Source organism: Reyranella sp., from assembly GCF_052439685.1.
GTDB lineage: Bacteria > Pseudomonadota > Alphaproteobacteria > Reyranellales > Reyranellaceae > Reyranella.
Genome location: NZ_JBQVQG010000001.1, coordinates 40,908 through 66,894, shown reverse-complemented (window position 1 = coordinate 66,894; position 25,987 = coordinate 40,908). Strand labels below are relative to the sequence as shown.

At 65.8% G+C, this 25,987-nt stretch carries 24 protein-coding genes; 10 read left to right on the top strand and 14 right to left on the bottom strand.

Annotated features, from left to right (window positions below; genetic code table 11):
* Positions 1–85 precede the first annotated feature (85 nt).
* The gene (locus tag ACT6UX_RS00295) at positions 86–1,738 is read left to right on the top strand and encodes a thiamine pyrophosphate-binding protein (protein WP_444773141.1); all 1,653 of its coding nucleotides are present in this window, start codon (positions 86–88) and stop codon (positions 1,736–1,738) included.
* 4 nt (positions 1,739–1,742) lie between these two features.
* On the opposite strand, the gene ACT6UX_RS00290 is transcribed toward ACT6UX_RS00295, so the two are convergent.
* On the bottom strand, positions 1,743–2,414 hold the full coding sequence (locus ACT6UX_RS00290; RefSeq protein WP_444773673.1) for an imm11 family protein: 672 nt from the start codon (positions 2,412–2,414) through the stop codon (positions 1,743–1,745).
* A gap of 113 nt (positions 2,415–2,527) precedes the next feature.
* A complete protein-coding gene (locus ACT6UX_RS00285; RefSeq protein ID WP_444773140.1) occupies positions 2,528–3,313 on the bottom strand; it encodes an HpcH/HpaI aldolase family protein in 786 nt (261 codons plus the stop codon).
* Positions 3,314–3,358: 45 nt separating this feature from the next.
* On the opposite strand from ACT6UX_RS00285, the gene ACT6UX_RS00280 reads away from it, so the two are divergent.
* The 8 genes from ACT6UX_RS00280 (at position 3,359) to ACT6UX_RS00245 (ending at position 11,355) form a co-directional block, all read left to right on the top strand.
* On the top strand, positions 3,359–3,736 hold the full coding sequence (locus ACT6UX_RS00280; protein ID WP_444773139.1) for a VOC family protein: 378 nt from the start codon (positions 3,359–3,361) through the stop codon (positions 3,734–3,736).
* A gap of 87 nt (positions 3,737–3,823) precedes the next feature.
* Positions 3,824–5,422, top strand: coding sequence for an ABC transporter substrate-binding protein (locus ACT6UX_RS00275; RefSeq protein ID WP_444773138.1), 1,599 nt, complete (start codon positions 3,824–3,826; stop codon positions 5,420–5,422).
* A 28-nt stretch (positions 5,423–5,450) separates the two neighbouring features.
* Positions 5,451–6,398 carry an ABC transporter permease gene (locus ACT6UX_RS00270; RefSeq protein ID WP_444773137.1) on the top strand — a complete coding sequence of 316 codons (948 nt, stop codon included), beginning with the start codon at positions 5,451–5,453 and terminating at the stop codon, positions 6,396–6,398.
* An 8-nt stretch (positions 6,399–6,406) separates the two neighbouring features.
* Positions 6,407–7,300 carry an ABC transporter permease gene (locus ACT6UX_RS00265; protein ID WP_298308533.1) on the top strand — a complete coding sequence of 298 codons (894 nt, stop codon included), beginning with the start codon at positions 6,407–6,409 and terminating at the stop codon, positions 7,298–7,300.
* On the top strand, positions 7,297–8,286 hold the full coding sequence (locus tag ACT6UX_RS00260) for an ABC transporter ATP-binding protein (protein ID WP_444773136.1): 990 nt from the start codon (positions 7,297–7,299) through the stop codon (positions 8,284–8,286). Before ACT6UX_RS00265 ends, ACT6UX_RS00260 begins: the two co-directional genes overlap by 4 nt.
* The gene (locus ACT6UX_RS00255) at positions 8,279–9,253 is read left to right on the top strand and encodes an ABC transporter ATP-binding protein (RefSeq protein WP_444773135.1); all 975 of its coding nucleotides are present in this window, start codon (positions 8,279–8,281) and stop codon (positions 9,251–9,253) included. Before ACT6UX_RS00260 ends, ACT6UX_RS00255 begins: the two co-directional genes overlap by 8 nt.
* A 31-nt stretch (positions 9,254–9,284) precedes the next feature.
* Positions 9,285–10,901, top strand: a complete 1,617-nt coding sequence (locus ACT6UX_RS00250; RefSeq protein WP_444773134.1) for a GMC family oxidoreductase — start codon at positions 9,285–9,287, stop codon at positions 10,899–10,901.
* A 19-nt stretch (positions 10,902–10,920) separates the two neighbouring features.
* Positions 10,921–11,355, top strand: coding sequence for a hypothetical protein (locus ACT6UX_RS00245; protein ID WP_444773133.1), 435 nt, complete (start codon positions 10,921–10,923; stop codon positions 11,353–11,355).
* 72 nt (positions 11,356–11,427) lie between these two features.
* On the opposite strand, the gene ACT6UX_RS00240 is transcribed toward ACT6UX_RS00245, so the two are convergent.
* From ACT6UX_RS00240 to ACT6UX_RS00185, 12 genes are all read right to left on the bottom strand, one after another.
* Positions 11,428–12,036: an alkylhydroperoxidase domain protein gene (locus ACT6UX_RS00240; protein ID WP_444773132.1), complete on the bottom strand. Its 609-nt coding sequence runs from the start codon at positions 12,034–12,036 to the stop codon at positions 11,428–11,430.
* A complete protein-coding gene (locus tag ACT6UX_RS00235) occupies positions 12,033–12,608 on the bottom strand; it encodes a CMD domain protein (RefSeq protein ID WP_444773131.1) in 576 nt (191 codons plus the stop codon). Before ACT6UX_RS00235 ends, ACT6UX_RS00240 begins: the two co-directional genes overlap by 4 nt.
* A complete protein-coding gene (locus tag ACT6UX_RS00230) occupies positions 12,605–13,639 on the bottom strand; it encodes a putative FMN-dependent luciferase-like monooxygenase (RefSeq protein ID WP_444773130.1) in 1,035 nt (344 codons plus the stop codon). The genes ACT6UX_RS00235 and ACT6UX_RS00230 overlap by 4 nt, the downstream gene beginning before the upstream one ends.
* On the bottom strand, positions 13,636–15,300 hold the full coding sequence (locus tag ACT6UX_RS00225; protein ID WP_444773129.1) for a dipeptide ABC transporter ATP-binding protein: 1,665 nt from the start codon (positions 15,298–15,300) through the stop codon (positions 13,636–13,638). Before ACT6UX_RS00225 ends, ACT6UX_RS00230 begins: the two co-directional genes overlap by 4 nt.
* Positions 15,297–16,127, bottom strand: a complete 831-nt coding sequence (locus tag ACT6UX_RS00220; protein ID WP_444773672.1) for an ABC transporter permease — start codon at positions 16,125–16,127, stop codon at positions 15,297–15,299. Before ACT6UX_RS00220 ends, ACT6UX_RS00225 begins: the two co-directional genes overlap by 4 nt.
* Before the next feature lie 23 nt (positions 16,128–16,150).
* Entirely contained in the window at positions 16,151–17,095 is a 945-nt protein-coding gene (locus ACT6UX_RS00215) for an ABC transporter permease (RefSeq protein ID WP_444773128.1), read from the bottom strand.
* A 14-nt stretch (positions 17,096–17,109) separates the two neighbouring features.
* Positions 17,110–18,684, bottom strand: coding sequence for a TIGR04028 family ABC transporter substrate-binding protein (locus tag ACT6UX_RS00210; protein WP_444773671.1), 1,575 nt, complete (start codon positions 18,682–18,684; stop codon positions 17,110–17,112).
* A 239-nt stretch (positions 18,685–18,923) separates the two neighbouring features.
* Entirely contained in the window at positions 18,924–19,988 is a 1,065-nt protein-coding gene (locus ACT6UX_RS00205) for a ketopantoate reductase family protein (protein ID WP_444773127.1), read from the bottom strand.
* Positions 19,989–20,012: 24 nt separating this feature from the next.
* Positions 20,013–21,896 carry an alpha/beta hydrolase domain-containing protein gene (locus ACT6UX_RS00200; protein ID WP_444773126.1) on the bottom strand — a complete coding sequence of 628 codons (1,884 nt, stop codon included), beginning with the start codon at positions 21,894–21,896 and terminating at the stop codon, positions 20,013–20,015.
* Entirely contained in the window at positions 21,896–22,321 is a 426-nt protein-coding gene (locus tag ACT6UX_RS00195) for a VOC family protein (RefSeq protein WP_444773125.1), read from the bottom strand. Before ACT6UX_RS00195 ends, ACT6UX_RS00200 begins: the two co-directional genes overlap by 1 nt.
* A 21-nt stretch (positions 22,322–22,342) precedes the next feature.
* On the bottom strand, positions 22,343–23,542 hold the full coding sequence (locus tag ACT6UX_RS00190; RefSeq protein WP_444773124.1) for an acyl-CoA dehydrogenase family protein: 1,200 nt from the start codon (positions 23,540–23,542) through the stop codon (positions 22,343–22,345).
* A 28-nt stretch (positions 23,543–23,570) separates the two neighbouring features.
* Entirely contained in the window at positions 23,571–24,938 is a 1,368-nt protein-coding gene (locus tag ACT6UX_RS00185; RefSeq protein ID WP_444773123.1) for an MFS transporter, read from the bottom strand.
* Positions 24,939–25,126: 188 nt separating this feature from the next.
* On the opposite strand from ACT6UX_RS00185, the gene ACT6UX_RS00180 reads away from it, so the two are divergent.
* Positions 25,127–25,987: an isocitrate lyase/PEP mutase family protein gene (locus ACT6UX_RS00180; protein ID WP_444773122.1), complete on the top strand. Its 861-nt coding sequence runs from the start codon at positions 25,127–25,129 to the stop codon at positions 25,985–25,987.

The following is a 25,987-nucleotide window of genomic DNA, read 5'->3' as shown; positions in this document are numbered from 1 at the left end:
GCCCCGGTACTATCCAGGCTGATCGCCGATCCGGACGGCGACGAACGCCCGGCCGGAGCATGGAAAGTGAAAGGGAGAGTATGGGATGCGCGGACGTCAGGTTCTGTTGGAGACACTGATCAATCATGGAGTCGACCGGATCTTCGGCAACCCCGGGACGACCGAAAGCCCGCTGCTCGATTCGCTGCCCGACTATCCGCAGCTCGACTACATCGTCCACCTCCACGAGGGCGTCGCTACCGGTGCGGCCAACTTCTACGCCCAGGCCAGCGGCAAGACAGCCTTCGTGAACCTCCATGTGGCGCCGGGCCTCGGCAACGCGATCGGCGCGATCTACAGCGCGCTGAAGAACAACTCGCCGATGGTGGTGACGGCCGGCCAGCAGGACACGCGCATGCGCCTGCGCGATCCCGTGCTTGGCCATGACCTCGCGTCGATCGCGGCACCCGTGACGAAGTGGAGCGTGCAGGTCGAGCGCGCCGACGAGTTGGGGCCGATCCTCCAGCGCGCCTTCAAGATCGCCAACGAAGCGCCGGCTGGTCCGGTCTTCGTTGCCCTGCCGATCGACGTGATGGAGCAGGAGACCGCCATCCCGCCTGGTAAGCCCGGACATTCCTACACCGCGACCCGTCCCGATCCGGCCGGTATTGCTGCAATGGCGAAGCTGCTGGCGGCCTCGAAGAATCCGGCTATCGTGGCCGGTGACGAGGTTGCCCGCGCCGGTGCGGACAAGACACTGGTCAAGCTCGTCGAGAAGATCGGCGCCCAAGTGTGGTTCGAGGGATTGCGCGGGCAGAACTCCTTCCCGACCGATCATCCGGCCTATCGCGGCACGCTGGCCTTCGATGCGCCGGGCGTGGCCAAGCAGCTGGCCGACAACGATCTCGTTCTGATGGTGGGCGGGCCGTTCTTCGAAGAAGTCTGGTACGCCCCGGGCTCGCCTTTCGCCGCCGGCACCAAGCTGCTTCAGATCGAGGCGGGCCCCTCGCGGCTCGCCTACAATTTCGCGCTCGATGCCGGTGTGGTGGCCGATGCGGGTGCGGCGCTCGAAGCGCTCGATACGGCGCTGACCGGCGTCGATGCGGCCGCCGCGGCGAAGCGCAACGAGGCGATGAAAGCGCGCAAAGCGGACGACGATGCCGCGCAGAAGGCGCGGGTGGAAAAGGCCTGGTCGCGCACCCCGACCTCAATGGCCCGCGCCATGGCCGAGATCCGCGCCGGCTCGCCGAAGGATGTCGTCGTGGTCGACGAGACGATCACCGCCAACCTCGACCTCTTCAAGACCTTCACCTTCAAGGGACCTGGCGACTACTATAGCGGTCGCGGCGGCGGCATCGGTCAGGGGCTGGCCGGCGCCATCGGCGTGGCGGTCGCGCAGACCAAGCGCCCGATCCTCTGCGTGTCGGGCGACGGCTCGTCGATGTACTCGATCCAGGCGCTGTGGACCGCGGCGCATCACGAACTGCCGATCGTGTTCATCATCCTGGCGAACCGGGAGTACCGCGTGCTCAAGCACAATATCGACGCCTATCGCACGCGCTTCGACGTGAAGTCGAACAAGCCCTACATGCACATGGACCTGACCGGCCCGACCATGGGCTTCGTCGACCTCGCCAAGGGCATGGGCGTCGCCGGCACCTACGTCGCCAAGGCCGACGACATCAAGGCGGCCGTCGAAGCTGCCTTCAAGTCCGGCAAGCCGCACCTCGTCGAGATCGAGATCGAGGGGAAGCGGTAGGGCGCTACCTGAGGTCCTTCATGAGCCGCATGTGAGCGCCGTGAGGGTCGGAAAGGGGAAGTCGCCAGGAGCAGTATCCCAACGAAACACCCGAGCAGAGGCTTGCAAGTTCGGAGTCGAAATCTTTCGTCGCGATCAGGTGGCCCGGCCAGAACGCGGGCCGGAACACCGTCGTGTCGGCAGGTATTCGACTCTCGATCAGCGTGATTGACTTGGCACGCTGCCAGCGCGGGCACGAGACGTACTTCGCCCCATCGACGTTCGCGAACTCCGATGCCAGCTCGGATGTGAGGTGGAGCGAGGTAAGATCCTGTTCGAAGGGAACGAGGTCCTCGTTCAAGCCGACATAGCCACGATTGGCCATGGATCTCGTAAGATCGATGCAGTCGATCGTGCGCAGAATTTTCACCGCGAAGTAGGCTTCGCGCGGTGACCTTCCATCGTCGTGGCGGACGTCGACCCGAACGACTTCCGCCTCGCCCCCAGCGATCCTTACTAGGAAATTCCTTATCGTCTCTGAAGCGATGAAGAAATCGTCGTAGTGGTAGACGTTCTGGACAATCTCCTGGCCGTCCATTTCCGGCAGAGGATGGGACATCCGCCGGAAGGTGAACTTCATCTCGGCAACCCACCGAGGCAGTCTGCTCGGTGCACATTCGTCCTGCGCCCCGACCATGCGTATGTCGGGGCGGGGGCCGACCGGGCCCGAGGCCTTGAGGGTGTTGCCGTAGGACGACGGTATCAGGAGCTGGAAGTCCCTCGCTGGCCCAAGGCCCAGCTCCCGCCAGTTCACTTCTGAAACGCCCTGACCTTCGCCTGGTGCGCACGGGCAGCGCCGGTCAGCATCGGCAGGTCGTTGCCTGAGAGCATGAACTTCATGCCCTTGTCGGTGTAGAGCTTGAGCAGCTCCTCGGTATAGGCGCCGCCCATGCCGGGCCACTTGCCGTGCTTCGCGCAAGCGGCGACGACCTTGTCGACGGCGGCCTGGACCTTCGGATTGCCGGTGTCGCCCGGGATGCCCATTTCCATCGAGAGGTCGCTCGACCCAACGAGCAGACAGTCGATGCCCGGGACCGCGGCGATCGCCTCGGCATTCTCGACCGCCTTCGGCGTCTCGATCATCACGACGATCAGCGTGTTCTCGTCCGACTTGGTCGTCATCTCGCCGAGCGGCATCGGTTCGTAGTCGAACTGGGCCTGGCCGCCGCCCACCGAGCGGTGGCCGCGTGGCGGATAGCGCAATTTGTCGGCGATCTCCTTCGCCTCCTCCGGCGTGTCGACATGCGGGACGACGATGCCCAAGGCTCCGCCGTCGAGTACCCTCGTCGCCATGGTGAGTTCGCCATACGGCACACGCACGATCGGCGCGATTCCGGAATCCTGCGCGGCGATGGCGATCTCGCAGGCCGTCTCGATCGACATCGATCCGTGTTCAAGGTCGATGAACAGCCAATCGAAGCCCGCCGCCTTCATCACTTTCACGATGTCGACGTTGCGGACCAGCCGGATGCCGATGCCGATCGACAGCTCGTTCTTCTTCAGGCGCGCCTTGGCGGCATTGACTGCGAACGCCATTCTCTTCTCCATGGATGCGTTGTTGCCCGGAGGAGGCTATTCGCCATGACCTTCAAAGTCGAACGGATCGACCATGTCGTACTGCGCGTGCGGGATCTGGCCGGGATGGTGCGCTTCTACGAACAGGCGCTGGGCTTTCGCGAGGAGCGGCGTATCGACACGCTCCAACTCGTACAGATGCGAGCGGGCGCTTCGATGCTCGACCTCGTTGCCAACAATGAGCAGGTGACGGCGCGAAACATGGACCATTTGTGCTTCCGCATTGAGCAATTCGATCGTGACGCCATCGTCATGCGGCTCGCGCCGCTCGGGATATCGGTCGGCGAAACGGTTCAGCGCTACGGCGCGGAAGGCACAGGCCCCTCGGTCTATTTCCATGATCCGGAAGGGAACCAGATAGAACTCAAAGGTCCGGCGCTTTAAGGCTTGGCCAACTCACATGATGTGATAGCCTGCCGGGCAACGGGGAAGAACAAACACGCCAACGAGCGTGACTCTGGGAGGATGAAAATGCGAAATCGCCTGGCAACCATTGCCGGCGGCCTCGTGGCCGCCGTCGTCTTATCTGCTCCTGCCTTTGCCCAGAAGCAGGGCGGGACGCTCCGCGTGTCTCATCGTGACAATCCGCCGAGTGCCTCGATTCACGAGGAAGCGACGATCTCGACGAACATGCCGTTCATGTCCGTCTTCAACAATCTTGTGATGTTCGACCCGAAGGAGAAGATCAACAGTCCCGAGAAGATCGTGCCGGAGCTCGCCGAGAGTTGGTCGTGGAACGATGACAAGACGAAGCTCACCTTCAAGCTGCGCAGCGGCGTGAAGTGGCACGACGGCAAGCCCTTCTCGTCCAAGGACGTGAAGTGCACGTGGGACGCCCTGCGCGGGGCTGACGACAAGCAGGAGATGATCCGCAAGAACCCGCGCAAGGTCTGGTACAAAAACCTGAAGGACGTCGCGACCAACGGCGACAACGAGGTGACCTTCACGCTCGAGCGCCAGCAGCCCTCGTTCCTGTCGATGCTGGCGGCGGGCTATTCGCCGGTCTATCCGTGCCATGTCGATTCGCGGGCGATGCGTTCGAAGCCGATCGGCACCGGCCCGTTCAAGGTTGCCGAGTTCAAGCGCAACGAGGCCATCAAGCTGGTTCGCAATCCCGACTATTGGAAGAAGGGGCGGCCCTACCTCGATGCCATCGAGTTCAAGATCGTGCCGAACCGCAGTACCCGCGTGCTGGGCTTCGTCGCCGGCGAGTATGATCTCACCTTCGATTCCGACATCACCTTCCCCCTTCTTAAGGACGTGAAGGAGCAGAAGAAGGATGCGATCTGCGAGGCGCGTCCGACCAACGTGCACACCAACCTGCTGGTCAATCGCGACGCCCCTCCGTTCGACAATCCCAAGCTGCGTGAGGCGCTCGTCTATTCGCTCGACCGCAAGCCGTTCAGCGACATCCTCACCCAGGGGAACGACCTGCGCGGTGCGACCATGCTGCCGCCGCCGGCCGGCGTCTGGGGCATGACGCAGGACGAACTCGAGAAGCTTCCCGGCTTCGGACCCGACACTGACAAGAACCGCGAGATCGCCCGCGGGATCATGAAGGAGCTGGGCTACGGGCCGGACAAGCCGCTGAAGATCAAGGTGGCGACGCGCAACATCGCCATCTATCGCGACCCGGCCGTCATCCTGATCGATCAGCTGAAGCAGATCTACATCGATGCCGAGCTCGAGCCGATCGACACGACGATCTGGTACAACAAGATCCAGCAGAAGAACTATCAGGTCGGTCTCAACCTGACCGGCGCCGGCCTCGACGATCCTGACGGCGTGTTCTACGAAAACTTCTACAGCACGTCGGACCGCAACTACACGGCGTACAAGAATCCCGAGATCGACAAGATGATCGACGAGCAGTCCGCCGAGACTGACGTGAACAAGCGCAAGGCCATGGTGACGAAGATCGAGCAGGCCCTGCTCAAGGACGCGGCGCGTCCGCCGATCTCGCATGGCGTCGCGAACACCTGCTGGGCGCCGGCCGTGAAGAACCTCGTGCTGCAGCACAACAGCATCTACAACGGCTGGCGTCTCGAAGACGTCTGGCTCGACAAGTAACGCCTGAGCGTAAGGAGGCACGACGAGGATGGGAGCGTATCTTACCCGCCGCGTACTGTTGATGGTTCTGACTCTCTTCGGGATGTCGGTGCTCATCTTCGTCATGCTGCGCCTGGTGCCCGGAAACATCGCCGACATCCTGGTGGATTCGGCGGGCATCGCCGATCCCAAGGAGAAGGCCAAGATCGCGGCCGAGCTTGGCCTCGACCGGCCGATCTTCGATCAATACCTGCAGTGGATCGGCGGTCTGGTGCGCGGCGACCTGGGCTTCGCCTACGTGTCGGAGCGACCCGCCCTCGAGGAGATCGCGCCACGCATCCCGATCAGCGCCAAGCTGGCGGGCTTGGCGCTGTTCTTCTCGGTCATCCTCGGCGTGCCGCTCGGCGTCATCAGCGCCGTGAGACAGAATTCGGCAATCGACTATCTGCTGCGCATCATCAGCCTGAGCGGCCTGTCGCTTCCGTCCTTCTGGCTCGGCCTGCTGATCCTCATGGCGTCGGTCCAGTGGTTCGGCATGATCCCGATCTATACGAACGAGCCGCGAGGTTTCATCGACGAGTTACTGTTGCTCAGTATTCCGGCGGCCGCCGTCGGATTCCGAAGTTCGGCGTTGATCATGCGTCTGACGAGATCCTCCATGCTCGAGGTGCTGCGGCAGGACTATATCCGGACGGCGCGCTCCAAGGGCGCGTCGCAGACCACGGTCAACTACGAGCATGCGCTGCGCAACGCGCTGCTGCCGGTCGTCACCATCATCGGCATCGAGGCAGCGTTCCTCGTCGGCGGCCTGATCGTGACGGAGACGGTGTTCAACATCCCGGGCGTGGCACGCTTTCTCGTCGAGGCCATCCTGTGGCGCGACTATCCGATCGTGCAGAACCTGGTGATGCTCATCGCCTTTTGCGTGGTCGTCGTTAATTTCCTGGTCGACATGGCCTACATGGCGCTCGACCCTCGCATCAAGTACGCGGACTGAGGGCACCCATGGCTGTCATCGACCATGATGCCGCGCTGGCCAAGGCCGGCGCCAACGTAACGGGCTTCTGGAGCCAGGCTGGCTTCCTCGCCCGGCGCTATCCGCTCGGCGCGGTGGGCGCACTCCTCGTGCTGCTCTTCGTGGTGACGGCGCTGTTCGCCAACGTCATCGCGCCGCACGATCCGCTGTCGACCAACTCGCGCGCCTCGCTGGCCGCACCGGGCGGCACCTACTGGTTGGGCGCCGACTTCATGGGCCGCGACATGTTCAGCCGCATCGTCTACGGCGCGCGCATCTCGCTCGCCGTGGCCGTCGGCGCCACCCTGCTGGGCGGCATCCTGGGTGTGCTGATCGGCCTGCTGTCCGGCTTCGTCGGTGGCTGGATCGATCTCGCGACCCAGCGCGTGATGGACATCATGCAGTCGCTGCCGCTGCTGGTGATGGCCCTGGTCATGGCGGCGTCACTCGGGCCGTCGCTGGAGAACACGATCATCGCGATTGCGATCCCGCTGGTGCCCAGCGTGGCGCGCGTCGTGCGGTCGAGCACCCTGTCGCTGCGCGAGCAGCCCTTCGTCGAGGCCGCCCGGGCCATCGGCATGGGGGAAATGCGCATCGCCCTCCGGCATGTCCTGCCCAACACGCTGGCGCCGCTGATCGTCCTCGGCACCGCCCAGCTCGGCTCGGCGATCCTGACCGAGGCGTCGCTTTCCTTCCTCGGCCTCGGCATTCCCGAGCCCTATCCGTCATGGGGCCGCATGCTCTCGGAATCGGCGGCGGAGTATGTCCGCACGGCGCCGTGGCTCGTGATCTTCCCCGGTGTCGCCATCAGCCTCACGGTGTTCGGCACCAACCTGCTGGGCGACGCCCTGCGCGACATCCTCGACCCGAGACAGCGTACATGAGTTCTCTTTTGGAAGTGTCGGATCTCGGCACGTGGTTCTACACGCGCCAGGGAATCGTCAAGGCGGTCGACGGCGTCGACTTCGAGGTTGCCGCCGGTGAAACCCTGGCCATCGTCGGTGAATCCGGCTGCGGCAAGAGCATGACCGCGCTCTCGCTGATGCGGCTGATCCCGGATCCGCCGGGACGCATCGTGTCCGGCTCGATCAAGCTCGCCGGCCGCGACTTGCTCAAGATCTCCGAGGAGGAGATGCGCGACGTGCGCGGCAACGAGATCTCGATGATCTTCCAGGAGCCGATGACGTCGCTCAACCCGGTGATGACGATCGGCAAGCAGATTTCCGAAGCGCTGATCCTGCACCGCGACATGGACCGCAAGCAGGCGATGAAGCGGGCGATCGAGATGCTGGACCTGGTCCGCATCCCCGAGCCGACGCAGCGCGCCAAGGAATATCCGCACCAGCTGTCGGGCGGCATGCGCCAGCGCGCGATGATCGCCATGGCGCTGGCCTGCAATCCCAAGGTGCTGATCGCCGACGAGCCGACGACCGCGCTCGACGTCACCATCCAGGCGCAGATCCTGGAGCTGATCGTCGAGTTGCAGCGCGAGTTCAGCGCGGCGGTCCTCCTGATTACGCACGATCTCGGAGTCGTGGCCGAGACCGCGCACCGGGTCATCGTCATGTATGCCGGCCGCAAGGTCGAGGAAGCGACCGTGGGCGAGCTGTTCGCCAGGCCGCTTCACCCCTACACGGTGGGTCTGATGAACTCGATCCCGCGTCTCGACCTGATGCGCGGGCAGACCGATCGCACCAACGAACGTCTGCAGGAAATTCCCGGCATCGTGCCACCGCTGTTCGACCTGCCACCCGGGTGCGCCTTCGCGCCCCGCTGCAGCAGGGCGGACGACAAGTGTCGCAGCGAACGTCCGGCCTATGAGGAGAAGCAGCCCGGTCACTGGGCCGCCTGCTGGCACACACATGGTTAGCGCAAATCCCCCCGTCATCGAGGTCAAGGACCTCAAGAAGCACTTCCCGGTAAAGAAGGGCCTGCTGCGCCGCACGGTCGGCCAGGTCTATGCCGTGGATGGCGTCACCTTCACCGTGCGCGCCGGCGAGACGCTCGGTCTGGTGGGCGAGTCGGGCTGCGGCAAGACCACGGCGGGCCGTGCCGCCATGCGTCTGGTCGAGCCGACATCGGGGTCGATCAAGGTCGAGGGCCGGGAGATCATGGGCCTGTCGAAGGCCGATCTGCGGCCCTACCGGCGGGAGATGCAGATCATCTTCCAGGACCCGTTCTCGTCCCTCAACCCGCGCATGACGGCAGGCGACATCGTGGGCGAGCCGCTGCTGGTCCATGGGGTCGCCAACGCCAAGGAGCGCCAGGAGCAGGTGTCCGCGCTGTTTGCCCGGGTCGGCCTGCGCCCGGCGCAGATGAAGAACTATCCGCACCAGTTCTCGGGCGGCCAGCGACAGCGCATCGGCATCGCCCGCGCCCTGGCACTCGGGCCGAAGCTGATCGTGGGCGACGAGCCAGTCTCGGCGCTCGACGTTTCGATCCAGGCGCAGGTCATCAACCTCCTGATGGAGCTGCAGGCGGAGCGCCGGCTCTCCTACCTGTTCATCTCGCACAACCTGGCGGTGGTGGAGCATATCAGCCACCAGATCGCGGTCATGTATCTCGGCCGCATCGTCGAATATGCCGACACGCGAGCGATCTTCACCAATGCCCAGCACCCCTATACGGAGGCCCTGCTGGCCGCCGTGCCGGTGCCGGATCCCGCGATCAAGCGGAAGAAGATCGTACTCCAGGGCGACGTGCCCAGCCCGGTGAAGCCGCCGTCGGGCTGCCATTTCCACACGCGCTGCCCGTATGCCGTGGAACGCTGCAAGGTGGAGTCGCCACCGCTGCGCGAAATCGCACCGGGGCATCACGTTTCCTGCCATCTGCGCTAGACTGTCTCCCGAAAAGGGAGACAGAAACGCCATGGCCAATTGGGACTACATCATCGTGGGCGGCGGGTCCGCCGGTTGCGTGCTGGCCAACCGCCTGACCGAGGATGCCAACGTCAAGGTCCTGCTGCTGGAAGCCGGGCCGCGCGACAAGTCGATGTGGATCGACATTCCGGCCGGCTTCACCCGACTGCTGAACCACGACAAGTTCAACTGGAACTTCCAGATGGAGCCGGAAGAGGGCATGGCCGGGCGTAGCATACCTTGCCCGCGCGGCCGCACGCTGGGAGGCTCGAGTTCGATCAACGGCATGCTCTACGTGCGCGGCCAGCCGCTCGACTACGACACGTGGGGGCAGTTCGGCAACCGCGGCTGGTCCTATTCGCAGGTCCTGCCCTACTTCAAGAAGTCGGAGAATTACCAGCCGGGCGGCGACGACAGCCGCGGCCGCGGCGGCCCGCTGAACGTGGCGCAGATGTGCGACACCCACGAGCTGTGCGATGCCTTCATCGATGCGGCCGAAGCGAGCGGTTACCCGAAGAACGCCGACTACAACAACGGCAACCAGGAAGGCTTCGGCTACTTCCAGGTGACGATGAAGAACGGCAAGCGCCAGTCGACGGCGCGCGCCTTCCTCGATCCCATCCGCTCGCGCCCCAACCTCACCATCGAGACCGACGCGCTGGTCAACAAGCTGATCCTCGAGGGCAAGCGCTGCGTCGGCGTCTCCTACAGCGTGCACGGCCAGGCGAAGGAGGCCCGTTGCGGGCGCGAGGTCATCGTCTCGTGCGGCGCGGTGCAGTCGCCCGGCGTGCTGGAGCATTCGGGCATCGGCCAGCCGGAGCTTCTGCGCAGCCACGGCATCGAGGTGAAGCACGAGCTGAAGGGTGTCGGCGAGAATTATGGCGACCACTTCGCGCCGCGCATGAACTGGAGGGTGAAGCTGCCGATCACGCTGAACGAGCGCACGCGCGGCATCAACCTCATGAAGGAAGTCGTGCGCTACTACACGACGGGCCGCGGTGCGCTCGCACTCACCGCCGGCGTCGTCTACGGCTTCGTGCGCACGCGGCCGGGCCTCGAATCGCCCGACATGCAGTTCCACATGGCGCATGCCAGCTACGATACGGCGCAGAAGCGCGATCTCGAGCGCGAGCCCGGCATGACGGTGGTCATCGGCCAGTGCCGGCCCGACTCGCGCGGTTCGATCCACATCAAGTCGGCGATCCCGGGCAGCGCGCCGGCCATCCGGCCGAACTTCCTGTCGGCCCAGATCGACCGCGACGCGACGGTCGCCGGCATGCAGATCGCCCGCAAGATCGTCTCGCATCCGTCGATGTCGAAGTACATCGCCTTCGAGAACAATCCCGGCGACAAGGTGCAGAGCTACGACGAGTGGCTGAGCTTCGCCCGCGGCAACGGCCAGACGACCTATCACGTCATCGGGACCTGCAAGATGGGCTCGGATCCGATGGCCGTGGTCGACGACCGGCTGCGGGTCCACGGGATCGCCGGGCTGCGGGTGATCGACGCCTCGATCATGCCGACCGTGCCCTCGGGCAACACCAATGCGCCCACGATCATGGTTGCCGAGAAGGGCGCGGACATGATCAAAGAGGATGCCAAGGCGGGCCTCAAGGCCGCCGCCTGAGGCTGAAATGGGGGACTTGATGAAGCCTGTGAGGTCCATTCTCGCCGTGCTGGCGATCGGCGGCCTGGTGGCGGCCTGTCACGGCTACGATCCGAAGACCGAGTCGAAGCGCGACATGCTGGCCGATTCGGGCTTCAAGGTCGTCTCGCTGAAGACGCCCGGCCAGACGGCCTCGTTCAAGAAGCTGCCGCCGCACAAGCTCGTTCGCAAGACATGGCAGGGCAAGCCGGTGTGGGTCTACGCCGACCCGACGATGTGCGGCTGCCTCTACATGGGCACGCAGGACAACTACAACGCCTACATCAAGGAGGCGTCGAAGCAGATGATCTCCACGGCAATGAGGGCCAACTACCAGGACGATCCCTACAGCCCGACCGGCATGGACAATGCCGTCGACAGCGACTGGGATTGGGGCGAGTGGGGCAATCCGGGTTACTACGGCCTGCCCTACTGAGGACGGCCTGACATCGAAACGCCCGGCAGAGCGATCCGCCGGGCGTTTTTCTTTGGACGAAGGGCCGAGGAGCTACTTCGGCTGTGTCGCCGGCACGCCCAGCGAGAGCATCAGGCGATTGGCCCAGTTGAAGAACGAGGCCGCGCCGATCAGGTCGGCAATGGCCGCATCGTCGAGGCCGACGGCGCGCAAGCGCTCGACATGGTCCTTGCCGAAGGTCATCGGCAGGGCCGTGAGTGCCACCGATGCAGCGACGATCGCCTCCCAGCGTTCGTCGAGCCTGGCCTCGACGCCTTCGTCGAGCAGGCGCTGCACGTCGTCGACCCGCTTGGAGTAGGTCGCGGCAAAGCGCGCATGCACCGAGGCGCAATAGATGCAGCCGTTCAGGCGAGACGTCGCCGCCGCCGCGAGCTCGCGCTCGGCCCGCGGCAGGCCGGCCTCGGGATTGTAGAAGATGTCCTTGTCGGTCCGCGTGCGCGCTTCCAGCACATCGGGATCGCGCGCCAGCAGCCGGAAGTAGGGCGACTTGACGCGCGCCGCATCGACCAGGCTCTTGATGTGGTGCTCGGTCATGTCGGCTTCCGCCATCGGCTCGAGCCAGGGCAGCCAGTCGAGCATGTCGCGGGTGAAGACGACCGGCTCGGTGTGCGGCGGCGGCGTCAGGGTCTTGTCGGTGCTCATAGGGTGCTCGCGAGGACGCCCAGGCCGGCCACGACCCGGATCTGGTAGGACAGGAAGGAGACGAGCTGGGAGACCGTCACGATGTCGTCGGTCGACCAACCGGCATCGAGTAGCGACTGCAGCGATGCGGCCGACGCGTCGCGCGGATGGAACACCAGCATGTGCGTATGCTCGAAGGCGGCGGCGAGGCGCGGACCCAGTGCTGCGCGTCCGGCGTCGCTCACCTTCCAGGTCGGACCCGGTGTGTCCTCGACCGAAAGCGGCCCTTTGGGAAAATGACCGTAAGGACCCTTGGTCTTCGCGGCTGCAACTTCAGCGGCGACGCCGCTGCGCAGATTGGCGGGCAGCTTGGCCGCATAGAAGGCATCCGTCTTCGGCTCGCCGTGCAAGCCCGCGACGAACGACGCGATGGCGTGGCGCTCGTCGCTGGTGACGCCGCCCAGCTCCTTTGGCTCGAACAGCGAAGTGAAGCTCGCCTGCGCGTGCTTGCGCGCTTCGATGCGCTGGGCGCGTATCGCGTCCAGCTTGGAGCCGGGTGCGATACCCACCAGGCTGTCGATCACGTCTGTCATGCGACTTGTCTCGTCCCCGCTTTGATTTCCGGCGCCCAGCCCAATGCAGGCGCGACCTTTTCGGCGAACAGTTCGATCGACCGAAGGATATACGGGTGCGGCGGATCGATCGAGTGAACCTGCATCGTGAGGTCGGTCGAGCGTTGCAGGGTCGAGTCGGCCTGCAGCGAGGCGATCACGTCGTCCGGCGTGCCGATGTGAACGTCCATGGCCCTGATCAGGTCGCCGACCAGGCTGCCCGAGGTGAAGTTTCCGGTGGCCGCCAACCGGTGGCGCAGGCGGGACAGGCCGATTTCAGCCAGCCGCATCGCTTCGTTGCGGTCGTCCGCCACGAAGATGGTGCGCGAGGCGAGGATGCGCGGTTCCACCCCCTTGGGCAGTGCCTCCAGATAGGCGTCCAGCATCGGATTCTGGATATCGGCCAGCGAAGCCTGCGGCGCTTCGAGAGGGCGCGGCTGGGTGCGCGACAGCATCAGCCCGTCACCCGCCAGGCCGGCGCGCCGCGCGCCCGGCACGGTGAAGGTCGCCTGCCAGATGCGATCGACCAGAGTCGGGTTCGGCGGATAGAGCTTGTCGCCGCCGGGCAGCGGGCCACCTGACCAGGCGGCCCTCAGCAGGGCGAGGTTGTGATCGAACAGCGCATGCCGCTGGTCGCTTTCGAGGCCGAAGGCGGTGAAAGCCGTCATGTTGCCGCCCGGTCCGACGCCGACTTCGAGGCGTCCGCCGCTCATCAGGTCGGTGACGACGGCATCCTCGGCGACGCGGATCGGCAGTTCCAGCGGCAGGGTAACGATGCCGGTACCAAGTCGGATGCGCGACGTATGGGCCGCCGCATGGGCCAGGAAGACGAAGGGGGCCGGCAGGCCGCCTTCGCCCTCGTGGAAATGGTGCTGGGCGATCCAGGCCGAATCGAAGCCGCATTTCTCGGCCTGCACGATCTGCTCCGTCGCGAGACGGTAGCGTTCGGCGGCGTCGACCTGGTCGAGCAGGCGGGTGAAGAAGCCGAGGCGCTTGATCGGAAACGTGGTCATGGGCTCAACCTTGGAGGATTTTCGGACGGGACGGCAAGGACGGGCACACCGGGCACCGGCAGGCTGCGGCCGGGAATCGCGTCGATCAGCTCGCGCGTATAGGCGCTGTCGGGCCGGCCGAAGACGGTTTCGATCGGGCCGCCGTCGACCTGCCGGCCCTTGTGCATCACCGAGACCGTGTCGGAGATCTGCCGCACGACGGCGAGATCGTGCGAGACGAACAGGTAGGTGAGGCCGAGCGTTTTTTGCAGCTCATCGAGCAGCGAGAGGATCTGGGCCTGCACGGTGACATCGAGCGCGGAAACCGCCTCGTCGAGCACCAGCACGCGCGGATCGAGGACGAGGGCGCGGGCGATGGCGACCCTCTGCCGCTGGCCGCCCGACAGTGCGCGCGGATGGCGTTCGAGGAAACTCTCCGAGAGTCCGACCCTGGCCAGCATGTCGCGCACCTTGCGGGCGCGATCCGCGGCGGGGATCGACTCGAAGTTCAGCAGCGGCTCCTCAACGATGCGGGCGATGGTCTGGCGCGGATCGAGCGAGCCGAAGGGGTTCTGGTAGACGAGCTGGATGTGCTTGCGGAACTGTCGCAGCTTCTCGCCCTTCAGGGTGGTGAGATCGACGCCGTCGACCAGGATGCGGCCCGCCGTGGGCTTGATGAAGCCGACGATGCTGCGGATCGCCGTGGTCTTGCCCGAGCCCGATTCGCCCACGATCGCGTGCGTCGTGCCGCGCCGGACCTTGAACGACACATTGTCGACGGCGCGGAACGACTTGGCCTCGCCACCGGTCACCGTGAAATCGTGCGTCAGTCCGGTGACCTCGATGGCGAAGTCCTGACTCTCGATCCCGGGCCGTGCCGGCCGCGGCTTGCCGAGCGATGGAGCGTCGGCCAGCAGGCGGCGCGTATAGGCGCTGCGCGGAGCGGCCAGCACTTCCTTGACGCCTCCCTGTTCCTGGATGCGCCCGTTCTGTAGCACCACCAGCCGGTCGGCCCGATCGGCGGCGACGCCGAGATCGTGGGTCACCAGCAGCACCGCCGTACCGCTCTCGCGGCGCAGCTCGTCGATCAGGTCGAGGATGCGCCGTTGCACCGTGACGTCGAGCGCGCTCGTCGGCTCGTCGGCCACGATCAGCGCTGGCTTCAGCGCCACGGCGATGGCGATCAGCACCCGCTGCTTCATGCCGCCGGAGAGCTCGTGCGGATACTGACGGGCGCGCATCTCGGCCGGAGTCAGGCCGACCCGCTCCAACAGCTCGATGACGCGCGCGTGGATCGCCCTGCGGTCGCCGCGCTTGTGGATCTGGAGGACTTCGGCGAGCTGTGAGCCGATCGTGCGCACCGGATTGAGCGAGCTGCCGGGATCCTGCGGGATCAGGCTGACGACGGCGCCGCGGATGGAATCCAGCCGCTTCTGCGACCAGTTCGTGATGTCGGTGCCGTTGAGGCGGATCGTGCCGCTCTCGACCCGGCCGTTACCAGCCAGCAGGCCGAGCGTCGCCTGGGCGGTCGTGGTTTTGCCGGAGCCGGATTCGCCCACCAGCGCCACGACCTCGCCGGGCGCGACGCTGAAGGAGACACCGTGCACGACCCGCTGCTCGCGGTCGCCCGTCTTGTAGGCAATCGCCAGATCGTCGACCTGGAGGATGGGGGTGACGGTCATGGCGCGGTCCTGCCCAGCGCTTTGCTGATGCGGTCGGCCGACAGCACGACCAGCACGACGACGAGGCCCGGCGCGGCGGTGAGCCACCAGGCGCGCGACAGGTAGTTGCGGCCCTCGGCGATCAGCAGGCCCCATTCCGGTGTCGGCGGCGGTGCGCCGTAGCCCAGGAAGCCCAGCGTCGAAATGGCGAGGATGGCCGAGCCGAACTGAAGCGCCGCCAGCGCGATCACCGACGTGAGCGAGTTGGGCAGGACGTGACGGTAGAGCACGGCCCAGAAGGTGCCGCCGCTGCCGTACGCCGCCTCGACATATTCGCTGCGCCGCACCCGCACGACTTCCGACCGCGCGAGGCGCGCGAAGCGGGCGATGGAGACGGCGCCGACCGCGATGGCGACATTGATGGTGCCGAAGCCCAGCAGGACGATGATGCTGAGCGAAAGCAAAAGCGACGGCACGGCGAGCATCGAATCGACCAGACGCATGATCACCGCGTCGATCCAGCCGCCGCGCGCGCCGGCGATCAGGCCGAGCAGGGTGCCGAGGATCAATCCCACGGTGACGGCGACGAAGGCGCCGGACAGCGAATGCCGCGCGCCGTAGACGATGCGGGCATAGACGTCGCGTCCCAGCCCGTCGGTGCCCAGCACGTGCTCGGCGCTGGGCGGCCGGAGCTGTTCGCCCGGCACGCCTTCCGTGCCGCTGTAGCCGGTGAAGAGCGACGGCAGGGCGGCCCAGGCGAGGACGATGAACACGACGGCCCAGGCCAGGGCCAATGTCACCGGCACGCGCTTGAACCGTGTGGTCCAGCGGCCGGGAGCGTCGGCCATCGTGCCGGTTGCGGTTTCTGCGGTCATGTCGCGGCTCCCCCCTTGGTGCCAAGTCGGGGGTCGAGCACCGGATAGAGCAGGTCGACGATCAGGTTGATCGTGACGAAGGCCAGTGCCGAGATCACGACGATGGCCTGCAGCACCGCCGTGTCGTGGTTGCCCACGGCCTGGTAGGTGAGCCCGCCGAGGCCGCTCAGGCCGAACACCGCCTCGGTGACCACCGCGCCGGCCAGCAACTCGCCGAACAGAACGCCGGCGATGGTGAGCGTCGGCATGATGGCGTTGCGTGCCACGTGTCGCCACAGCACCCAGTTGCGCGAAGCGCCTTTCGCGCGGGCGACGGCCACGAAGGGCTGCGCCAGCACCTGGTCGATGTTGCGCATCAGGATCTGCGCCAGCGGGGCGGAAATCGGGATGGCGAGCGTCAGCACGGGCAGGACGAGCTTCTCGACCGGACCGGGGCTGATGACGGAGACCAGCCCGAGCTGGAACGAGAAGATCTGGATCAGCATGATGCCGAGCCAGAAGACGGGCACGGAAACGAACAGCGACGGCAGGGACTGCAGCCCGGCCCGCAGCCATTCCATGCCCACCATGTTCGAGACGGTGGCGAGGAGGATCGTCAGGATCAGGGCCGCGGCGAAGGCGAGCGATGCGAGCAGTAGCGTGGACGGCAGGTTGGTCGCGAGTTGCTGGCTGACCGGCACACCCGCCTGGATCGAGATGCCGAAATTGCCGGTGAGGAAGTTGCCGACGGTCGTGAGGTAGCGTTCCCATAGTGGGCGATCCGCGCCGTAGGAGGCGCGGATCTCGGCGATCTGGTCAGCCGAGAGACCCATGTCGGGGCTCATGAACTTGATCATGATCGCATCGCCCGGCAGCACCTGCAGCAGCAGGAAGGCGGCCGTGAAGGTGAGCGCCAGCACGGCCAGAGCCTGGCCGACTCGCCCCAGGAGGTAGCGTGCCATGTCGTGTCCTGCGCCTATTTGGCGATCCAGGTGGCGTAAAAGCTCGGCCGGCCGACGGCCTCGAAGGTGAAGTCCTTCACCTTCGGCGACGCGGCGAAGGCCTGCGGCTCCTCGAAGATCGGGATCACATAGCCTTGGTCGATGACATACGCCTGCACCTCGCCCACCAGCGCGATGCGCTTCACCGGATCGGTGGCGGCGGCGATCTCCTCGAGCAGCGTGTTCAGCTTCTCATCGACGAAGGTCTGGACCTTTTTACTGACGCCACCCTTCTGCAGCAGCGCGTTGCGCGTTGTCGGATAGTACTGGCTGCGGATCACGTCGGGATCGGCGCGCCCGACCATGGCCGGCGCGACGGGCGTCTTGGCCGGGTCGAGGCTGTCGGCGACCCTGCTGCCGGCATCGCCCGCCAGTACATTCAGTTTCACCCCGACCTTGGCCCATTGCTGGGCGACGAGCTGCAGCGTCTCCTTGTTCTGCGGTTGCGGCGGCGATTCGTACGCCTGAAGCACCAGCTCCTTGCCGTCCTTCTGGCGCAGGCCCTTCGGCCCGATCGTCCAGCCGGCCTCGTCGAGCAGCTTGGCGGCCAGCGCCGGGTCGTAGGCAAGCTTGGCCGACTGGTCGACATAGCCCTGCGCGGTCGAGGCGATGATCGACTTGGCCTGCGGATAGTTGGCCGAGAACAGCGTCGCCACGATTTCCTTGGCGTTGGTCGCATGCAGCAGCGCCTTGCGCACGCGGATGTCGGAGACTAGGGGATTGTCGGGCCGGAACACGACCGTGTTGTTCACGCCGCGCGTGGAGGCGGCGTAGATGACGTAGCCCTTGGACTGGACCTGCTTCTCGTCATAGGCTTGGACTTGGCGGATGACGTTGGCCTGGCCGGCCAGCAGCGCGCCGATGCGCACGCTATCCTCGGGCGTCACGACGTACTTGATGCCGTCGAGGTTGGCGCGGCCCTGATGGGCAAGCTTGGCCGGGCCCCATTTGTAGTCCTTGCGCGCTTCCATCACGAGCTCGCGGCCCAGCACCTCGCTCTTAACGACGAACGGGCCGGAGCCGATGATCTTGGTGGCGTCACCCAGCGCGTCGAACGGCAGAGCCAGCGTCTTCAGCGACACCAGGCCAGAGCCGATCACCGACGTGCCCTGCAGGAAGCCGACCGACGGCTTGGTGAAGAAGAACTTCACGGTCAGCGGATCGACGACCTCGCTGCCCTTGTAGTTGGTGATGACCTCGGAAACCGGCTGCTTCAGCGCCTTGTTGCCGAGCCCGTAAGTGTCGAAGTTCTTGGCGACCGCCGCGGCGTCGAGCGGCGTGCCGTCGGAGAAAGTGACGCCCGGCCGGATCTTGAACGTGTATTCGGTGGCGTCGGCATTGACCGTCCAGCTCTCGGCGATCCACGGCTCGATCTCGAGCGTCTTGGGATTCTGGTAGGTGAGCTTGTCGGTGATCTGGTTCAGCACGCCGCCGTTGGGATAGAAGCCCCCGGCCGGCGGATAAAGGTTCGTATGGGGCTGCTGCTCCAGATAGATCAGCGTCCCGCCCTTTGTGACTGCGGTCTGCGCAGCCACGCCTCCCGCGAGCACGGCGATGGATGCGAGTGACGCCAACGCGCCGGCCAGAAACCGCTGGTACTTCACCTGAATCACGACACCCCCCTCGAGCCTTTAGGGCACGGGAATCGCCATGCAGAATTTAGGCCGAATCTCGCCGTGCGAGCCGGATATATGGCTGCCGGGTCGCGGCAATTACACAGAGCAGATTGCCAAAATAGGCGGCGCGCCGGAGCAGGACTTGTCGTCCGTCGCGTCCGCCAGAGGAAAAACTATCCGCCGAGAAGCGCGGCGGACGGCGTCAGCTCCTTCCGCTCCACCTTCTTCACGATCTCGGTGAGCTTGGCGTGGGTCGGCGCCTTCACGCCGATGAAGTCGCCGCGATCGGCGATGTAGCCGTTCATGAACTCGATCTCGGTGCGACGGCCCTTGATGATGTCCTGGGCCATCGAGGGGCGCTGGATGTCGGCGCGGGGATTGGGATTGGTGTTGGAGCCGGGCCGCAGGATCGCCTCGACCTCGTCGAGCGCGGCCTTGTCGTCCTCTGAAGCGCGCGCCAGCAGTTCGGGTTCGAACTTGCCGATCTTCTCGATGTGATAGCCCAGCGCCTGGCCGACCCTCACCGCTTCGCCACCCAGCTTGATCGAGAAGCGACGCACGGCGTCGTTGCGGTCGCAGTCGGTGCCGGTCATGCCGGTGGCGGCCGAGACGCCGTTCTTCATGCCGTTCTGGCAGAGCTTCGACCAACGCTCGCCCCACAGGTTGGTCGTGGTCTTGGCGCTGTCGATCATGCCCACCATCTCGCGCAGTTCCTCGACCCGCTTGGTGATGCGGCCATGGACCTCGCCGACGCGGAACACGGTGTGCTTGTCGCCACCCTTCGAGACCGTGCGGCGGATCTTGCCAGCCTCGTACATGTCGACCGAGATCAGCGAGGCGACCATGCCGACCGTCTTGCCCCAGCCGACGACGCCCGCGATGCGCTCTTCGTTGAGGCAGTTCTGCAGCGACACGACGTAGCCGTCGGGGGCCAGATACTGCTTGATCAGCGCGGTCGCCCATTCGGTGTCGTAGGACTTCATCGACACGAAGGCGATGTCGATCGGCTTCTGGCGCGACAGGTCCTGCATCTCCGTGAGATGCATGGTCTTGGCCTTGGTGACGGTGAACTTCTCTTCCGGCGTCACGCCGTCGAGTTCGAGGCCGCGCTTGCGGATGATCTCGATATTCTCCGGCCAGAAGTCGATGAGGGTGACGTCGTGGCCAGCATGCGCGAGATAGCCGCCGACATAGCCGCCCAAGGCTCCCGTGCCAACGACTGCGATTCGCTTACCCATCCTGATCTCCCTATAGGCTGATTGTTAAGGTGCGACGCGCGGCTCGTTGCGCGCGCGGTCGAGATAGCGTTCGGCGTCCTCGGCCAGCAGCAGCCGGTCGGCCATAAGTTGCGTGACGGCCGCCTGGACCCTCGCGACGTAATCGGGGCCGCTTCTGTAGCGTTCGGCGATAGAGGGGCGCGGATCATCCGCGGCATCGCGCGCGGCCTTGTCGATCGGCAGGGGCAGGCAGCTGCCGTCGCGGTCGGCGATCTCGCCGGTGGGGTAGGGCGGCTTGTACTCGTTCCAGCCGGTATAGGTCGCGAGCGGCACGGCGATGTCGGGCAGGCGAATGCCCGCGACCTCGTTGCCGTCGGCGTCGACCCTGCTGACCAGGGTGCGATAGGTCTTGTCGGGAGCGACGGGCCTTATCCAGTCGCCGGGAGGCGCCACGACGTTGGTGGTACGCACGATCGCGGCACCGGGCACGGCGGGAAAGCCGGTCTTGTCGGGCTCGACCAATGTGCCGGCAGCCAGCGTCGGCACGCGGCTGGGCGGCGGCGCCTTGCCCGACACGACCCATTCGTCGAGCGCGACCAGCAGGGCCCGGATCGCCGGCATCGGATTGTGCGGGTTGCGCGGATTGAGGTTCGGGCCTGGATCGGTCGTGGCGCCGGCGCGCCCGCCATGCTGCGTGCCCGCGATCATGTAGACGCGCGAGTTCTCGGGCAGCGTCACGTCCCGGCTGCCCAGCGAATCGGTGTGCAGCAGCGAGGCGCCCTTCTGCCAGTATTCTGTCGAAGTGTTGGTCTCGATCAGCAGCGGATCGCTGCCGTCGCTGCGGAACAACGAGCCGCTCTTGCCCGTCAGTGGATCACTGAGCAGCGCCGTCGAGAAGGGGAATTCGTTCTCGGGGAAGCCGTGATCCTCGTGCTGGGTGTTGGTGCGCGCCGGCTGGGCGAACGGCGTATTGAAGAACACGCGGCCGACACCGGCGATGTGGCTCAGAATGCCGTCGAACACGCGGCGGCCCTGTTCGTCGCGGTTGAAGCCTTCGGAGATGTGGTTGCGCAGATAGCGGCCGGCCTGGGAGAAGCCGATGGCCAGCGCATGCGTCATGGGTCGGCCCGTGGCCTTCATCGCCTCGGGCGAGTGACGCAGCCAGCTCACTACGTCGCGTGTCGCCGCGAAGCCCAGCCCCTGCACCTTGGGGTTCTTCGCTTCGTAGTGGAATTCGTAGAGGAAGCCCGGCTTCGGCTTCGTGCCTTCGCGCAGCTTGATCGAGCGGGTATCGATGAATGACCACTGGTTCAGCGGCAACTCTCGCGGCTCGTCGTCGGCGCGCTCGCGCACGGTCAGGCGCGCGCGGGGTTGTTCCAGTGTGGCGACCTCGTGCGAGAGCTTGAACGTCTCCAGAGCGCCGAGGCGTGTGCCGGATACCCACTCCTCGCGAACCGTCTGCACGATCGGCTGGCCGTTGTTCGTCGCGATCGGCGCCGTCAGGGCGAGACCCATGTTGGCGCGCGGCGCATCGGGATCCCAGCCCGACCAGACGATCGTGTAGCCGAGCCGCAATGGGAAGGCGTTGCCGAGATCGGCCGGCGTCTTCGGATCGTTCACGCCCTGAGGGCCGTCGGCGATGTTGCCGAACAGCATCTTGCGGCCGCGATTGTTGACCTCGTAGAGGATGCGCGCGTTGCCGCGTGAAGAATTCTTGGGCCGCAGCATGAAGACGCTGGTCGTGTACTCGACTTTGCCGGCGGCATTGCGCGGCGCCTTGTCGATCAGGGCGATGCCTCTATTGGCGGGCAGCGTCGGATCGACCTCGCCGCGCGCGACGGCGATGACGCGCTCATAGGCCCCGGCCTCGCCGAACGGGGCACCGTCGGCGAGGGGCTCGACTTTCTCGATCTCGAGCGAGAGAAGCACTAGGCCCTGGCTTCCGCCTGGACCTCTTCGGCCGGGAAGTTCAGCTCCACGCCGACGCCATCGGGGTCGTAGAGGAAAATCTGGGCCGCGCCGGTGCGCGGCACGATCTGCTCGCGGAATTTCACGTTCTTCGACTGCAGGCGCTTGCGCACGCCGGGCAGGTCGCTGGCGGCGAAGGCGATGTGATCGAAGCGACCGGTGTCGTCGAACTTTTTCGCGGTGCCGCGCACCACGATGCCCTCGCGTGGCTTGCGCTCGCCCAGCAGGTGCACGGTGGCCACGCCGCCGGAATACAGCCAGTAGCCGGGGAAGCCGAGCGGCGGACGGTCGCCGTTCTCGAGGCCGAGCACGTCGCAATAGAAGTTCTTGGTAGCTTCGAGGTCGGACGGCTCGATCGTGTAGTGCTGAAGGGGGCCAAGCGGCATGGTCGGTCTCCGGGGATCAGGTCAGACGAAAGTGAGATCGGCGTCGGCACCCATCATCCAGGCGCCCACCGTTTCGAAATGGGAAAGCCGGCCCTGCAGCTGCTGGGTCACGGTATGGATGTCGCGGAAGCGGCGTTGCAGCGGATGGTTCTCGAAGATCGCCGTGGCGCCCGCCGCATTGTAGGCGAAGTCGACGGCGTCCTTGGCCTTGTGGATGGCGTTGGTCGCGGCCATGCGGACGGTGATGCGCTGCTCGATGGTGATCTTGTTGCCGGCCGAGAGGTCCTTCCAGATGGAGGCCATCGACTGCAGCACGAAGGCACGGGCGGCCCGGAGATTGACCTCGGCCTGCGCCAGGTTGGATTGCACAACGGCATTGTCGCGCAGCGGACTCTTGAGGCCGCGTGGGACCTTGTTGCGCGCGACGTCGAGGAAGCAGTCGAGTGCGCCGCGGGCGATACCGCAGGCCACGCCCGCGAAGCCGACCTGATAGCAGGTGCCGGCACCCATCCTGTAGAGCGGGCCGGCCTCCCGGCATTCGAGCTCGAAGTCGCGGGTGATCGAATGGTCGGCGCGCACGAAGAAATCGTCGAGCGCGAACTGGTCGCTCGCCGTACCGCGCAGGCCGACCGTGTTCCAGATGTCCGTCCACTGAACGTCGCCGGTGCGCACCAGCATGGTGCGCTCCTGCTGCCGGCCGTTCTCGTCGAGTCGCGGCGAGCCGTCGGCCTTGAAGATCGGGCAGTGGGCGCCGAGCCAGGTGGCGTGCCGGCCACCGGACGCGAAGGCCCAGACACCGGTCACTTTGTACCCACCTTCGCACTCGATCGCCCTGACCTTGGGACCCGGCCCCCAGGCCAGCACGGCACGGGGATCGTCGCCGAAGATCGCGCGCGCCACCGGCAGGTCGAGATAGGCCGCCGACATGGCGCAGCCGCCGGCCTGGCTCAGGCACCAGGCGGTCGAGGCATCGCCGCGGGCGATCGTCTCGATGACATGGAAGAAGGTCACGGGATCGGTCTCGATCCCGTTCGACGATCTCGGCAGCAGCAGCCGGAACAGCTGTGCCTCGTGAAGCTTGGCGAGCAGCGCCGGCGGCAGCCGGCGCGTCTCCTCGATTTCGTTGGACGCGGCCTCGACGGCTGGCCGGACGGCCTCGGCGCGGGAGATCACGGTGGGATCGCCGGCGAGGTCGGCGGCGGACGGGATCAGCGTATCCACGATCATCCTCTTCGAAAATGCGTGCGCATCAGGCGGGAGCCAGTTCCCTGTCGATCTGCGCGATCGACTTGCCCTTGGTCTCCAGTCCGAAGAAATAATAGACCACCCCGGCCATCAGGAACCAGCAGCCGAGATAGAGAAAGGCGATCGGGATCTCGGGCAGCGGCACGTCGGGCTTGAGGTAGTTGTTCGATCCCACGATCAGCGCGAGGCCAAGCGGCCCGATGATCTTGCCGATGCCGCCGAATCCATAGGCCGAGCCCATGCCGGTGGTCCGCAGATGCGACGGCCAGACCTCGGCGGCATAGGGACCCACGATCGCGAAGCCGCCGTCGGCGAAGAAGAAGGCCAGCGCCAGGATCAGCCACAGGGCCGACATGCCCATGATCGTGGCATTGTAGTTGTAGCCCGCCACGATGATGAGGACGCCGGCGCCGAGCCCGATCAGCCCGCCGCCCGCACGACGTCCGATCTTGTCTGACAGATAGGAAAAGGACAGCCGGCCGAGGAAGCCCATGACGGTGAGCAGGATCATCATCTTGGCGGCTTCCTGAGGCGTCACTTTCAGCAGCAGCACGAACAGCGACGGCGCCCACAGGGTGACGCCATACACGCCCGTCTGCGCGCCGGCATTGCCGAGCCACGACACGAGCAGGCTGCGGGGATACTTGAAGAGCTCGAACCAGCTCGCCTTGGGCGGTTCGACGATCGGGGCCGTGGGCAGGGGCAGCGACTCGGGCTTCATCTGCAGTGCCCAGGCCAGCGACTTGCGGGCCTCTTCGTAACGGCCCTGGCGGACCAGCCAGACCGGCGATTCCGGCACCCACAGGCGAACCAGGAGGACCACGAGCGACGGCAGCACGCCGATCGCGAACAGCAGGCGCCACTGGTCTGCACCCATGAAGGCGCCCAGCACTGCACCGAGGCCGACGCCGAGGGGGATCACGCAGGTGACCAGACCGCCGACCCAGCCGCGCTTGCGCGCCGGCACGAACTCCTGGACCAGCGGAAGGTCGACGCAATAGAGGCCGCCGACGCCGAAGCCCACGAAGAAGCGCATGATGGTGATGTAGATCCAGCCGTTCTCGGGCGTGAAGTAGAGGAGGCCGGTGGCGATCGAGAAGTTCAGCACCGTGCCGATGAATACCTTGCGGCGGCCGATGCGGTCGGCGAGCCAGCCCCAGATATAGGCGCCGAGGATGGCGCCGATGCCCGACGACAGGAGCACGATGGCCGACTGCCCGAAGGTGAGCTTCCACGGGCCGATCAGGAAGGCGAGGACGAAGCCGATCAGGAAATAGTCGAAGAATTCGAGTGCGTCGCCGATCACCGCCGCGGCGATGATCTTCTTCTGGTTGCCGGTCAGTCTGGTCTGCCGGTCGAGAACGTCGAACATGGCATTTCCCCCGTGCGCTTTTGTTTTGGGACGGATGCCGCGCACTTCATCGCGTCCTGCCCGTCACGCTACGCCTCGGGGCGCGCGACCGGCAAGACGCGGCCTGTGCCCTGTTTGCCCGTCGAAATGCATCGCTGCATGGCAGCCCCCTCCTTTGCTAAAGAGAAAGCACATTGGGGGAGATCGTCATGCATTGGACCGACCGTCGGAAACGTTTTCGGGCGCTGCTCGCCGGCGACCGCTGTATCCATCCGGGATCGGTGTTCGATCCGATCTCTGCCCGCATCGCCGAAGATCTCGGCTTCGAGATCGGCATGTTCGCGGGTTCCGTCGCCTCCATGACCGTGCTGGGCGCCCCCGACCTCATCGTACTCACCTTGAGCGAGTTCGCGGGCCAGGCCTACCGCATCAACCGGGCGGGCGGTCTGCCGCTCATGGTCGATGCCGACCATGGCTACGGCAACGCGCTGAACGCCCGCCGTACCGTCGAGGAACTCGAGACCGCGGGCGTGTGCGGCCTCAGCCTGGAAGATACCGATCTGCCGACGCCCTACGGGACCACCGCGCCGCGGTTGATCTCGATCGACGAGGGCGTCGCCAAGATGAAGGCTGCACTCGGCGGGCGGCAGGACCCGGCCCTTTGCGTCGCCGGCCGCACCAGCGCGATCACCATCACCGGGCTCGAGGATGCGATCGCCCGCGGCAAGGCCTATGAGGCCGCCGGTGTCGATGCGCTGTTCTTCGTCGGCGTCCGCACGCGCGCCGAACTCGACGCGATCTCGGAAGCGACCACCCTGCCGATCATTCTCGGCGGCGTGTCCGGCGATCTCACCGACCTTGCCTATCTCGGGGCGCGCCGCGTCCGCATCGCCCTGCAGGGCCACCAGCCGTTCGCCGCAGCGGTGAAGGCCGTGTACGATACGCTGAAGGCACTGCGCGACGGCACGCAGCCTTCGAAGCTGCTGGGCGTGGCCAGTCCGGATCTCATGAAGAAGGTCACGCGCGACGCCGACTATACCCGCTGGACCAAGGAGTTCCTTGGCGGTTGA